Source organism: Microlunatus sp. GCM10028923 (genome assembly GCF_042666975.1).
In the GTDB taxonomy this organism is placed as follows: domain Bacteria; phylum Actinomycetota; class Actinomycetes; order Propionibacteriales; family Propionibacteriaceae; genus Microlunatus.
This window is the reverse complement of the sequence record NZ_JBHTFF010000001.1, coordinates 320,025-331,960: the sequence shown is the minus strand read 5'-3', so window position 1 is coordinate 331,960 and position 11,936 is coordinate 320,025. Positions and strand designations below refer to the sequence as shown.

Sequence of the window (11,936 nt, the reverse complement as noted above, 5' to 3'; positions counted from 1 at the left end):
GTCACTGTTGGCCTGGTGGGCCAGCGCCGGCTGCTGCGGGAGATGCAGTCCTGCGCCCAGCAGGTGATCGAGCGGTACGCGCCGCAGCGGCTCAAGTTCGTCGCGGCGCCGACCGACGACGGCGACGAGGAGTCCGCGATCGAACGGATCGCCGACCGGATCGACGCCGCCGTGTTCCCCGGTCCCTGGTTGTACGACCGGATCCGGCGGACGGGCTGGCTCTCGGTCCCGGCCACCCACGTCGCGCTGAGCGGCTCGGCGCTCTACTCCGCGCTGCTCCGGGCCCGGCTCGCCGACCCCACGGTCGACCTGACCCGGCTCAGCATCGACTCGCTGCGCCGGTCCGACGTCGTGGAGGCGTACGAGGAGCTCGGCCTGCCCGCCGACCGCGTCCGCTGCCTCGCCTACACCGGGCCGGAGTCGGTCGGCCAGTTCACCACCTTCCACGCCGCGGCGCTCGAGTCCGGCGAGGCGAGCCTGGCGCTGACCACGATCCTCTCGGTCGAGCGTGAACTGCGCGCCGCCGGGCACCCGGTGCTCCGGCTCTCGCCGACCCGGGCCACCGTCCGGGACGCGATCGAGACCGCGGTGCTGCTCGGTCAGGGCACCCGGCTCGGCGCGAACCGGATCGCCATGATCGCGGTCCGGTTGATCACCGCGCCCCGCTCGGCGACGCAGGACACCGACTACTGGCAGCAGGAGCTCGCCCTCGCGGCCCAGCAGCGGCTGCTCACCCACGGCCGTCGGGCGGGTGCGACGGTGACCCGGCGGTCGGACACCCTGTTCCTGGTCACCACCACCCACGAGGGCCTCGACCTGCTCACCGAGCGGCTGCAGCTGGCCCCCTTCATGTCCATGATCACCGCCTCCCTCGGCGTACCGGTCGCGGTCGGCGTCGGGGTCGGGCCGACCGCCCGCAGCGCCGAGGCCAACGCCCTCGGTGCGGTCGAGGAATCCCTGGCCGGCAAGGGAACCTACGCCGTCTACCGGGACTCCGGCGGCGACCGGATCGACCTGCCGCCGGGCTCCTCCGACACCGCTCGGGTCGAGTCCGTACCGGACAACGGCTCCAGCCTCGACGACCGGCTGCGCGCGATCATGGACCGGCTGGTCGAGCGGGCCGACGAAGATCAGCCGGTGATCGCCGACGTCGAGACGGTCGCCGCCGTGATGTCGGTGACGCCGCGGACCGGCCGCCGGATGTTGAAGGACCTGGTCGCGGCCGGCCTCGCCTGGCCGCTGCCGTCGGCCCCGTCCGCTGGCGGCGGCCGGCCCCGACAGTTGTTCCGCCTGCTCACCGAGAAACTGGAGTGATCATGACTGCCCCGTCCTCACCGGAACGGCCCGTGCCCGGCCAGCGGTCGGTTTCGGCGTACGAACGCGCCCGCCGGGTGATCGCGGGCGGCGTGTCCAGCGACGCCCGGCGCAGCGCCGGGGTCCCGCTGTTCGTCGATCACGCCGCCGGCGCCGAACTGTGGGACGTCGACGGCCGGCGCTACCTCGACTACATGCTCGGCCAGGGGCCGAACCTGCTCGGCCACGCCTCGCCGCTGGTCGCCGACGCCGTCGCCGCGCAGGCCCGGCGCGGGGTCGCCTACGCCGCGCAGCACGAACTCGAGGCGTCGGTCGCGGAGCGGCTCTGCTCGATGATCCCGTGCGCCGAGCTGGTGCGGTTCAACAGTGTCGGGTCCGAGGCCGTGCACGGCGCGATCCGGCTGGCCCGCGGGCACACCGGCCGGTCCTTGATCATCAAGTTCGAGGGCAACTACCACGGCTGGCTCGATCCCGTGCTGTACAGCGTGCATCCCGACCTCGCGGCCGCCGGCGACGCCCGCCATCCCGCCACGGTCGGCGGCACGGCAGGCCTGCCGCCGGAGGGCGCGAACGGGCTGCTGGTGCTGCCGTACAACGATCTCGAGGTGCTCACCGAGATCTTCGCGTCCCGGGGCGACGAGGTCGCGGCGGTGATCATGGAGCCGATCCTGTGCAACACCGGCTGCATCACGCCGGATCCCGAATTCGTCGCCGGCGCCCGGAAGCTGACCGAGGACCACGGTGCGTTGTTGATCTTCGACGAGATCATCACCGGGTTCCGGGTCGCACCGGGCGGCGGCCAGGAAGTGATCGGCGTGACGCCCGACCTGGCCACCTTCGGCAAGGCGCTGGCCGGCGGCATGCAGGTCTCGGCCCTGGTCGGCACCCGTACCGTGATGGACACGATCAGCAACGGCACGGTCGCCCACGCCGGCACCTTCAACTCTCATCCGGTCGCGATGGCGGCCGCCGACGCGGTCCTCGGCCACCTCGCCGAGCAGGCCGACACCCTCTACCCGCAGCTCCGGTCCACCGGCCGGGCGCTGATGGACGGCCTGCGCGAGATCGCCGGCCGGCACGGCGTGCCGCTCCTGGTGGACGGCCCCGGGCCGGTCTTCCAGACCTACATCACCGACCGGCCGTCGGTTCGTGACTACCGCGACTTCGCCGCCTGCGACCGGGCCGCGATGGCCCGCCTGCACGAGCTCCTGCTGGCCGGCGGGATCAACATCGTGCCGCGCGGCCTGTGGTTCCTCTCCACCGCGCACACGCAGGCCCAGCTCGCCGAGACGCTCGACGTGGCCGAGGCCGCCTTCGCCCGGCTCTGACCAGGGTCCAGCTCCTGGCGCCGAAACCCGTACCGGATCTCACGATGCGGCCACAGGGCTGTGGTCGTGCCCGGCGTTCCGTAGGTTAAGCGCTTAGATCCCTCAAGGCGGAGGCTTGTTTCTTGGTTCGGGGAGCCGGGAAACGAGAGCGCAACGCGTTGCCGTCGACGAGGACAACAACGACGTTGGAGGCCCCGATGCACGCTTCCCAGATCTCCCGGCGCAGCCTGCTGTACGGCTCCGCCCTGTTCGCCGGTGCCGCCGCGCTGGGCGGCTGCTCCAGCGGCGACAGCCCGGACGCCGCGGGTTCGAACGGCCCCCGCTCTGAGGCACAGGGCTCAGCGACCGAGCCGCTGCCCGTCCCGGGCGAATTCCAGCAGGCACCCGCCCTGGAGGGCCAGGACCTGCCGCCGGTGCAGGAGCGACTGCCCGAGCAGCCGTACGTGATCCCGCACCGCTGGGTGACGCCGGGCAAGTACGGCGGCAGACTCAACATGAACGTCTTCACCACCACCGGCGCGGCCGGCGCGGTCTCGGACTTCGAGTTCTTCTACGGCAACTCGCTGCTGCGGTATCTCAACGACGGCCAGGATGTCGGCCCCGGACTGGTCGAGTCGTGGGAGTCCAACGACGACGCCTCCGAGTGGACCTTCCACTTCCGCAAGGGCCTCAAGTGGTCCGACGGCGAACCGTGGACGACCGCCGACGTGATGTTCTGGTGGGAGGAGTTCGTCCTCGAGCAGAAGATGGCCGTCACCCCTCCGGACGAGGCGCGCTCCGGCAACGGCACCCTGGCCACCTTCACCGCCGTCGACGAGACCACACTGACGATCAGCTTCGACACGCCGGCACCGCTGACGCCGGACCGGATCGCGATGTGGGTGAACGGGCCCCGGGTCGGGCCGTTCTGGTCGATGCCGAGCCACTACCTCAAACAGTTCCACCCCAAGTACAACAAGAGTGTCCCGGCCGACTGGGACGCGGTCGGCGGCCTGATGGCGACCCGCTCCGACTGGCACCGCAACCCCGAGTGCCCGACCATGACCGGCTATCGGTGCAAGTCGTTCGACAACGCCCGCGGCGTGGTGCTGGAGCGCAACCCGTACTACTGGTGCGTGATGCCGAACGGTGATCAACTTCCCTACATCGACGAGATCCAGATCAGTGTCGTCACCGATGATCAGGTCGGCAAACTCCAACTCCAGCAGGGATCCGTCGACTACTGTCACGGCCCGTTCAACCGGGTCACGTTGAACGACGTCCAGGGGCTCAAGGACGCCGCCGCCAAGTCCGACACCGAGATGATCCTCTGGGACAGCGGCTCCGGCACCGGATCGATCTTCTTCTTCAACTACGACTACATCGACGATGATCTTCGGGAACTGATCCGCACGCCCAAGTTCCGGCAGGCGATCTCGCTCGCGTTCAACCGGGAGGCGGTCCGCAAGTCGGTCTACTTCAACACCGGCGAACCGACCACCGGGACGCTGAGCCCCAAGGCGATCGAATACCTGGTGAACGACACCGGCAAGGACGCCTACACCAGCTGGCGGGATTGCTACGTCGCCTACGATCCTGAGAAGGCCAAGCAGCTCCTGGACGAGCTCAAGGTGGTGGACTCCGACGGCGACGGGCTCCGGGAACTGCCCGGCGGCAAGAAGCTGCGACTCCGGATCGACAGCCAGGCCGACTCCTCCCCCGAACACTCCACCAAGGACAACCAGCTGGCGGCCGACCTGAAGGCGATCGGGCTGGACATGCGCATCAACCCGATCCCGCCACAGAGCTTCGATGATCAGTGGAAGAGCGGCAAGCTGATGTCGCGCAGCAACTGGGAGGCGAGCGACGGGCCCAACCTGCTGGTCAACCCCACCTGGATGGTCCCGATCGAACCCACCCGCTGGGCCCCGCTGGAGGGTCAGTGGTACCAGCAGACCGGCACCAAGACCGCCGGCACCGAACTGGAACTGGACCCGTTTGAGCGGCACCCGCCGCGGATGGAGCCCGAACGGGAAGGACCGATCCAGAAGATCTGGGACCTCTACAACGCCAGCAAGGTCGAGCCGAACGAGATGAAGCGGCATGAACTGGTCTGGGAGATGATCAAGATCCACGTCTCCGACGGGCCGTTCTTCATGGGCTGCGTGGCGAACTATCCGCAGATCACGGTGATCAAGAACGACCTCCGCAACGTGCCACGGAAGGAGAACCTGACCCTCGGCGGCTTCGTCAACACCTGGATCCACCCGACGCCGGCGGTCTACGACCCGGAATGCTACTTCTGGGAGAACCCCGACCAGCACGCGTGAACGGCTATGACTCCCAGGGATTGATCACCCGGCGCGCGACCCGGGCCAGATGTTTCTCGTTTCGGGTCACGACGGTCATCTTGTGGTGATCGGCGATGGCGCCGATCATGCAGTCCTTCATGTCGATGTTGGTCCGCTTGTTGGCTTCGGCCGCCCTGAGTGCAGACTCCGTGTCCAACGGAAGCGTCCGACTCTGGAAGCTGCGCAGAATACCGTCCAGCCATCTGTTCATGATCGAGGTCTGACGCGTGTCCTGTTCAGGCACGTCCAGCCCGCCCCTCTTGATCTCGAAGATATTGATCGACGTGATGTACAGGCTCTCCTCGTCGTGGTTTCGGATCCAGTCGACGACGGTCTGGTTCGCGGGATTCTTTCGAATCTCAGAGAGCACGTTGGTGTCGAGCACGAACATCAGAAGGTGGCGCCTTTGATCTCCATCTTGACCGTGGGCAGTTCGTAGTCGTCCAACTCCTCCGACTGCAGCGCTGTGACCAGGTCCATCTTCGGCTCACCCTTGAGACGCCGGTACTCGTCGATGTTGATCACCACGTAGGCGGGCTTCCCGTGTTCGGTCACGTACACGGGCCCCTCGTCGGCCTTACGCTTGGCCGAGGTGGGGTTCCGATTGAACTCTTGCGACGACATGGTGCTCATGGCCACCTCCGGGTAGTTAGCTAACTACTACGATAGCTCCCTCAGTCTCCTCACCACAGCCCGAGCGCCATCGGCTGTTGTGCATAAGTTCAGTCCACCATGCGCATCACGCATTGCCAAGACCAGGTTGCGGGGCTTACCTTCTCGGCCATGGGGGAATCAACGAAGTTCAATGCCCGCACCTCGTTCCGCCGGCTCGACAGCGAAAGTCGCCGGCGCTTCCTTGCACTCGCCGGTGGCGGCGCCGCCGGCCTCGCCTTCGCCCTGAACCGGCCGGACCCGGCCCAGGCCGAGACGACCACCAAGATCAACTCCTATCCGTTCCGGGCCGGGGTGGCCTCCGGCGATCCGCTGCCGGACTCGGTCGTCCTCTGGACCCGGCTGATCACCGATCCGCTCGACTACACCGGCGGCCTGCCCGCCACCGGCCGGTACCGGCTGGACTGGCAGGTCGCCTCCGACGAGGGATTCCGCAAGATCGCCCGCAGCGGGACGGTGAGCGCATTCGCCGAGGACAGCTACGCGGTGCACGTCGTGGCGGGTGGACTCCAGCCGTCCCGGCGCTACTGGTACCGCTTCCGGATCGGTGATCATGTCTCCGAAACCGCCAGCACCCTGACCGCACCGGCGCCGAACGAGTCCCGGCCGCTGCGGTTCGGCTTCGCCTCCTGCCAGAACTACCGGGCCGGCTACTTCAACGCGATGCGCGACGCCGCCGGCGCGGACCTGGACGCGATGCTCTTCCTCGGCGACTTCATCTATGAGTACGGAGTGGTCCAGATCGCCGCCGGCCGGCCGGTCAGCGGCATCCCGCCCGAGGCCGAGGTCACGGCGACCCGGCTCGCCGACTACCGGTTCCGGTACGGCCTGTACCGCAGCGAGGACGACCTGAAGGCCGTCAGCCACAACACGCCGTTCATCTCCACCTGGGATGATCATGAACTCGCCAACGACTACGAGTCGAGCCCGCTCGATCTTGATCGTCGCGCGGCCGCCTACCGGGCGTTCTGGGAGAACATGCCGCTGCGCCGGCCGCAACAGCCGACCGGCTCCGACGCCCGGATGTATCGCCGGCTCCGGTACGGGACGATGGCCCAGCTCGACGTGCTGGACACCCGGCAGTACCGCGACCCGATGGTCGGCGGGACGGTGCCTGACGAGGGCGGCCGGCGAGACCCCGACCTGGTGATGCTCGGCGCGGAGCAGGAGAAGTGGCTGCTGGACGGGCTCGGCGCCAAGCCGGTGCGCTGGAACCTGATCCCGCAGCAACTGCTGCTGGCCCGGCTCAACACGGCGTCCGGACCGGATCAGCCGACCCAGTTCTCGGGCGGCACCTGGGACGGCTATCAGGCCACTCAGCAGCGCGTCTTCGGCGCGATCGGCGATGGCCTCGACGCCGGCACGGTGCGCAACTTCGTCGCACTCGGCGGCGATGTGCACCGCTGCTACGCGTCCACCGTGCCGCGCGACACGCTCGACCCGGAGGGCCCGACGATCGGGGTCGAGGTGACCAGCCCGTCCATCTCGAGCGCGCTCGACTTCGACCCGGAGGCCAACGAACGCGCCCAGATCAGGCGCACCATGAACCCGCTGCTGTCCTGGGCCGACCTGCATTGCGGCTACGGGATCTGCGACCTCGACTCCGACCGGATGATCATCGAGATCCGCGGAACCGACAAGGTCAGCGTGCGGGAGGACGCCCGGACCCTGGCCCGGTTCACCGTCGCCGACGGCGACCGGAAGTTCAGCTCAGTCGACGTCTGAAAATTCATACGCCTTCACTGGACATGCGCTATTCGCATACCTAGGGTGTAGTCATGCACACGCCGCCGACGTCGTCCAGCACCCGTACCGGCCAGCTCTACGTGGCTCCGGCCGAAGAACGCCGTGACTTCCGTACCGAACAGTTGGAGGCCGGCCTCGTCGTCGTCGGTGGCGGCATGGCCGGCACCTGCGCCGCGATCACGGCCGCCCGGGCCGGTGCCCGGGTGATCTTGGTCCAGGACCGCCCGGTACTGGGCGGCAACGCCTCGAGCGAGGTACGGCTCTGGGTGCTCGGTGCCACCGCGCACATGGGCAACAACAACCGGTGGGCCCGCGAGGGCGGCGTCGTCGACGAGATCATCGTCGAGAACACGTACCGCAACAAGGACGGCAACTCGATCATCTTCGACACCATCCTGCTGGAGAAGGTGCTCGAGGAACCCAACATCACGCTGCTGCTCAACACGGCGATGGTCGGGTCCGAGGTCGTCGACGGCAAGATCAACGCGGTGTCGGCGTTCTGCAGCCAGAACTCCACCCGGTACGAGATCACCGCCGACCTGTTCGCCGACTGCACCGGCGACGGCGCGCTCGCCTTCTCGGCCGGCGCCGGCTTCCGGATGGGCGCCGAGGCGGCGTCCGAGTTCGGCGAGCTGTTCGCGCCGACCGAGGAGTACGGCCCGCTGCTCGGCCACTCGATGTACTTCTACAGCAAGGATGTCGGCCACCCGGTCACCTTCACGCCGCCGTCGTACGCCCTCGCCGATCTCTCCACCATCCCGCGGGCCCGCAGCTTCAACACCAAGGAAGACGGCTGCCGGCTCTGGTGGATCGAGTGGGGCGGCCGGCTGGACACGGTGCACGACACCGAAACGATCAAGTGGGAACTGTGGAAGGTGATCTACGGCGTCTGGAACCACCTGAAGAACTCGGGTGAGTTCCCGGACGCCGAGAACCTCACCCTGGAATGGGTCGGGCACGTGCCGGGCAAGCGCGAGTCGCGCCGGTTCGACGGGCTGTACCGGCTGCTGCAGAGCGACGTACTCGAACAGCGGCAGCACCATGACGGCGTCGCGTTCGGCGGCTGGTCGATCGATCTTCATCCGGCCGACGGCGTGTTCTCCGAGCACCCGGGCAGCAACCACCTGCATGCCCGCGGCACGTACCAGATCCCCTATCGCTGCCTGGTCAGCGCCGACGTGGACAACCTCTTCCTGGCCGGCCGGCTGATCAGCGCCAGCCACGTCGCGTTCGGCTCGACCCGGGTGATGGGCACCGGCGCACACATGGGCCAGGCCGTCGGCGTCGCCGCCGCGCTCTGCCTGCGCGACCAGCTCGCCCCGGGTGAGCTCGCCGCCGAGACCCGCACCCCAGAACTCCGCAAGGAACTGCTCCGCCGCGGCCAGCACATCCCGGGCGTCCCGTTGGACGATCCGGACGACCTGGTCCGGACCGCGACGATCACCGCCTCGTCCGAGGCCACCCTGGCCGAGCTTCCCGACAGCGGCGCGGCGGTCTCGCTGGACCAGTCCCGCGGCCAGCTGCTGCCGCTCGCCGCCGGCCCGGTCCCGCAGTTCCAGTTGATCTTCGACACCGACCGGCCCGCGACGGTACGGGCCGAGTTGCGGATCGGGCAGCGGCCGGACGACTACACCTGCGACGTCGTGCTGGCCGCCACCGAGATCGAACTCGGCGCCGGCACCGGCCAGCCGGTCAAGATCGACTTCGGCGCCGAACTGGACCAGCCCGGGTACGCGCAGCTCAGCCTGCTCGCCTCCGACGGTGTCGCGGTGCACGTCAGTGATCAACTTCTGACCGGCACGGTCGGCCTGCGGCACAAGGCGACCCAGGAGGAGGACGCCTCGATCGGCCGGCCGCGGATCGAGTTCTGGACGCCGGAGCGGCGGCCGGCCGGGCGCAACCTGGCGCTGCGGCTCGACCCGGCACCGGCGAGCCACCCCGCGGTCAACGTCAGCACCGGCTCGGACCGGCCCACGGCCGGCAGCAACGCCTGGGCCGCGGCCTTCGAGGACTCGGCACCGCGACTGGACCTGGCCTGGCCGGAGGAACAACAGATCGGCCGGATCGAGCTGTCCTTCGACACCGATTTCGATCATCCGATGGAGTCCGCGCTGTTCGGGCACCCGGAAGCAGAGATGCCCTTCTGTGTCAGGGACTTCCGGGTCATCGCCGGCGACCGGGTGCTGGCCGAGGTGACCGGCAACCACCAGTCCCGGCACGAGGTGATCATGGACCCGCCGGTCGCGACGGACCGGATCGGCATCGAGGTGCTGGCCACCAACGGCAACGCGCCGGCCGCGATCTTCTCGGTCCGCTGTTATGCCGATCCCGACTCGCGGATCGTCCGGTCCGCCGACCCGGCATGAATCTGAGCCATGATGCGGGGATGACCGACTCTCGCGCCGCTGCGGGCGGTGTACAGTCGCTCGCCCGCGGTCTGCAGATTCTGCGTACCCTGATCGACGAGGGGGCACCGCTCACCGGCACCGAGATCGCCCGCCGGTTCGGGCTGCACCAGAGTTCGATCTCCCGGGTGCTGGCGACCTTGATCGATCTCGGCTACGTCCGCAAGGACGCGAGCGGCAAGTTCGTGCCCGACTACGGGATCCTCACGTTCGCTCCGGCGATCCCGCAGTTCCCGCTGGTGATCAAGCCACGGGCCACGATCGAGAAGATCGCGGCCGAGCATCCGGGCTTCACGGTCCACCTCTGCCTGCTCTGGCGGACCGAGATGATCTACCTGCTCCGTACCGCCATGGGCGATCAGACGATCACGTTCTGGGGCTCGCCGTTCCCGCTGCACGTCTCCTGCCCCTCGCTGCGACTGCTGCTGGATTTGCCACGAGGCCAGGCGACCGAGATCCTGAACGCCTCCAAGGAACGTCTTGGCTGGACGCTCACCACCCCGAACGTTCCCGCCACCGTGCCGGCGACGCTGAACACGGCCCGCCGGCTGCTCGAGCACGACGTGTTGATCTTGGACGAGTGGTTCGAGCTGGGTGGCGTCGGTGGCGCGATCCCCCTGCACACGGCCGAGGAGATGCCGGTGGCGCTCGCCATCACCGGCCCCACCGACCAGGTGGACCACGCCACCCTGCGGCTCTGGCTGCACGACGCACGAAGAAGGGTCGAGGCCGTCCTGGCCTGACCGACGAACCTCAATGGGGAGTAGGAACATGATCAACACAACAACAGGCCCGCTGTCCGAGCCCATCGCCCGCGCCGCCCAGAGCGCTCTGCCGCGCCGCGCGGTGCTGGGTGGTCTGGTTGCCGCGGCTGCCGGCGGCCTCGCCGCCTGTGGCGGCGGCACCGGCAACCCCGGTGGTGGCGGTGGCAAGGGTGGCGTCCTCAACGTCTGGGGCGGAGTGCCGCCCGAGTCCGGTCCGGACGACCTGATCAAGGCGTTCAACGAGGAGCACCCTGACATCAAGGTGACCTACACCCGCTACGTCAACGATGATCAGGGCAACCTGAAGCTGGACACGTCCCTGCAGGGCGGCGTACCGATCGACGTCTTCTTCTCCTACAGCCCCGCCAACGTGAAGAAGCGCAGCAACCTCGCGCTCGACATCACCGAGCGGGTCGCGGGCGACCCGGATCTGGCCACGTTCACGGCCGACGCCGATCCGATCGGCAACTACCCGCTGGACGGGAAGCTCTTCTGCGTTCCGGCGGCGCTGGCCCCGCACAACGTGTACGTCAACGCGTCCATGGTCGAGGCGGCCGGGATCACGCTGCCGGAGAACTGGTCCGTCGACGAGTACGTCGAGGTCGCGCGGAAGCTGACCGTACCGGGGAAGACGTTCGGCTCCCTGAACGCGCCGACGCTGGCCCGGGCGACCATCGGCTCGAACTCCAACTACACGGAGGCCGGCAAGTCCAACTTCGCCGACCCGCTCTTCGCCAAGGAACTCGAACTGGCGCTCTCCCTGCAGAAGGAGGGCACCACGATGCCGCAGTCGCAGATCCTGGCGGAGAAGCTGAAGACGTTCCCGCACACGCCGTTCATCGCCGGCCGGGTCGCCATGGTGATCCAGGCCGGGCACCTGGTCCGCTACATCAGCGACACCAAGGAATACCCGCACGACTTCAAGACCATCTGCATGCCGACGCCCGCGCCCGAGAAGGGCAAGCCGTTCTGGAACACGGGTCAGATCGGCGACCTGATGTCGATCAGCGCGAAGTCGAAGAACCCCGACAACGCCTGGCTGTTCCTGCAGTTCTGGGTGAAGAACGCGGCCAAGTACATGATCAAGGGCGGCCGGCTGCCGTCCCTGGTCGGCGACGCGAAGCCGGCCGACATGATCACCCAGCTGCTCGGCCCGGACCGGGACAAGCTCTACGACTCGGCGACCTTCCAGAAGTTCCTGTTCGAGTCCGACCTCAAGGTGGCCGTGGATACGAAGTTCTCCGGGGCGACCCAGATCACGCAGATCATGGAGAAGCTCACCGACGAGGTGCTGCTCGGTGACCGTACCGTCGACAGCTGGGTGACCGAGGCCGTCAAACAGGCCGACGCAGCGATCACCACCGCACCGTGAGCACG

9 protein-coding genes are annotated in these 11,936 nt (G+C 68.3%); 7 read left to right on the top strand and 2 right to left on the bottom strand.

Annotation, left to right across the window (positions count from 1 at the left end; all coding sequences use genetic code 11):
• The first annotated feature begins 15 nt into the window (after positions 1 to 15).
• The 3 genes from ACFQU4_RS01485 (at position 16) to ACFQU4_RS01475 (ending at position 4,951) form a co-directional block, all read left to right on the top strand.
• Positions 16 to 1,314 (top strand): hypothetical protein, encoded by a 1,299-nt coding sequence (locus ACFQU4_RS01485; protein ID WP_377485953.1) that lies wholly within the window; start codon positions 16 to 18, stop codon positions 1,312 to 1,314.
• 2 nt (positions 1,315 to 1,316) lie between these two features.
• On the top strand, positions 1,317 to 2,642 hold the full coding sequence (locus ACFQU4_RS01480) for an aspartate aminotransferase family protein (RefSeq protein ID WP_377487326.1): 1,326 nt from the start codon (positions 1,317 to 1,319) through the stop codon (positions 2,640 to 2,642).
• Between the two features lie 197 nt (positions 2,643 to 2,839).
• Positions 2,840 to 4,951: an ABC transporter substrate-binding protein gene (locus ACFQU4_RS01475; RefSeq protein WP_377485951.1), complete on the top strand. Its 2,112-nt coding sequence runs from the start codon at positions 2,840 to 2,842 to the stop codon at positions 4,949 to 4,951.
• A gap of 4 nt (positions 4,952 to 4,955) precedes the next feature.
• Here ACFQU4_RS01475 and ACFQU4_RS01470 read toward each other — a convergent pair whose 3' ends face one another.
• Positions 4,956 to 5,363, bottom strand: a complete 408-nt coding sequence (locus ACFQU4_RS01470) for a type II toxin-antitoxin system VapC family toxin (RefSeq protein ID WP_377485949.1) — start codon at positions 5,361 to 5,363, stop codon at positions 4,956 to 4,958.
• Positions 5,363 to 5,605 (bottom strand): type II toxin-antitoxin system Phd/YefM family antitoxin, encoded by a 243-nt coding sequence (locus ACFQU4_RS01465; RefSeq protein ID WP_377485947.1) that lies wholly within the window; start codon positions 5,603 to 5,605, stop codon positions 5,363 to 5,365. Before ACFQU4_RS01465 ends, ACFQU4_RS01470 begins: the two co-directional genes overlap by 1 nt.
• Before the next feature lie 150 nt (positions 5,606 to 5,755).
• Between ACFQU4_RS01465 and ACFQU4_RS01460 the strand changes: the two genes are divergently transcribed.
• From ACFQU4_RS01460 to ACFQU4_RS01445, 4 genes are read left to right on the top strand one after another with little or no spacing between them, the layout of a single operon-like run.
• On the top strand, positions 5,756 to 7,369 hold the full coding sequence (locus tag ACFQU4_RS01460; protein WP_377485946.1) for an alkaline phosphatase D family protein: 1,614 nt from the start codon (positions 5,756 to 5,758) through the stop codon (positions 7,367 to 7,369).
• Positions 7,370 to 7,422: 53 nt separating this feature from the next.
• Positions 7,423 to 9,756 (top strand): FAD-dependent oxidoreductase, encoded by a 2,334-nt coding sequence (locus ACFQU4_RS01455; protein ID WP_377485945.1) that lies wholly within the window; start codon positions 7,423 to 7,425, stop codon positions 9,754 to 9,756.
• Positions 9,757 to 9,776: 20 nt separating this feature from the next.
• The gene (locus tag ACFQU4_RS01450; protein WP_377485943.1) at positions 9,777 to 10,538 is read left to right on the top strand and encodes an IclR family transcriptional regulator; all 762 of its coding nucleotides are present in this window, start codon (positions 9,777 to 9,779) and stop codon (positions 10,536 to 10,538) included.
• A 28-nt stretch (positions 10,539 to 10,566) separates the two neighbouring features.
• Entirely contained in the window at positions 10,567 to 11,931 is a 1,365-nt protein-coding gene (locus ACFQU4_RS01445; RefSeq protein ID WP_377485941.1) for an ABC transporter substrate-binding protein, read from the top strand.
• Positions 11,932 to 11,936: the final 5 nt, after the last annotated feature.